Annotated in this window: 1 protein-coding gene; it reads left to right on the forward strand. The window is 23.1% G+C overall.

All coding sequences use genetic code 11. The features are described 5' to 3' along the window. Positions 1–501: 501 nt before the first annotated feature. A partial coding sequence (locus A9G11_RS05730) for a DUF6216 family protein (RefSeq protein ID WP_141674355.1) occupies positions 502–882 on the forward strand: 381 nt, incomplete at its 3' end.

Here is an 882-nt window from a genome sequence, read left to right on the forward strand (position 1 = left end):
GTGGTAAATTTATTTATATTTTTAGTCAACTTATAGGATAGGCATATTATAAATTATCATATTGGTATTAAACAAAGTTAAACTAACATTGCCAAGTTGAATTTATTTCATTCAGATCAGGTTAAGAAATTTTACAATCAGTTGTTATAGGATTGCATGAGAACTTTAAATATTGAACGTTCATTAAACGAGAAAGATTATTATGATAATATTATGGAAAAACAACACTTAAAACCATCAAACCTGAGTTTGTAAAAGAACAGTACTTCTGTACGACAACTGATTTAAAACAAGCTTTTTGGTTTACACATATTGATATAATTAATAAATGATTACTTTCTTCGCTAAGTAACTTGCTTACCGTTAAATTTAAAATAACTCTTAATTTTGTTGTTTAAAAATGTATAAACTGTCCAAAATACAAAACTCAAATATAATATTCTAAATATTTTATATAATTTACCTGACTTAATTAGTAATATCTAAAAAAGGATGAAAACAATGAATTATAATGAAATGATCAATTCCATAAATGTATTAATAGAAAACCCATTATTTAAATATATAGAAATTATTGCTGGTCTCCTATTAGTTTGTATTTTAATTTTTAAATGGAAATTGAGTATTTTTTTTAAAGATCGCATATGGTTTTTTTTATTAGGCAAGCAATATTCAACGTTTTCCAATACTAATTGGAAAGATTTTCATAATGTTAATTTAGACATAACTCATTTTAATGCTATATATAACATTTCAGCAAAAAACGAAAAGCAAATTGAAGACTACCAAAAATGGCTAAAAAATAATGGAATTTTAGCGAGCCAAATGATCAATGTAAAAAAATATTTTGATATCGAAAGATTAAAATTCAAGAAAAATAAT

Source organism: Gilliamella sp. wkB108, assembly GCF_001690195.1.
Taxonomy (GTDB): Bacteria; Pseudomonadota; Gammaproteobacteria; order Enterobacterales; family Orbaceae; genus Gilliamella; species Gilliamella apicola_L.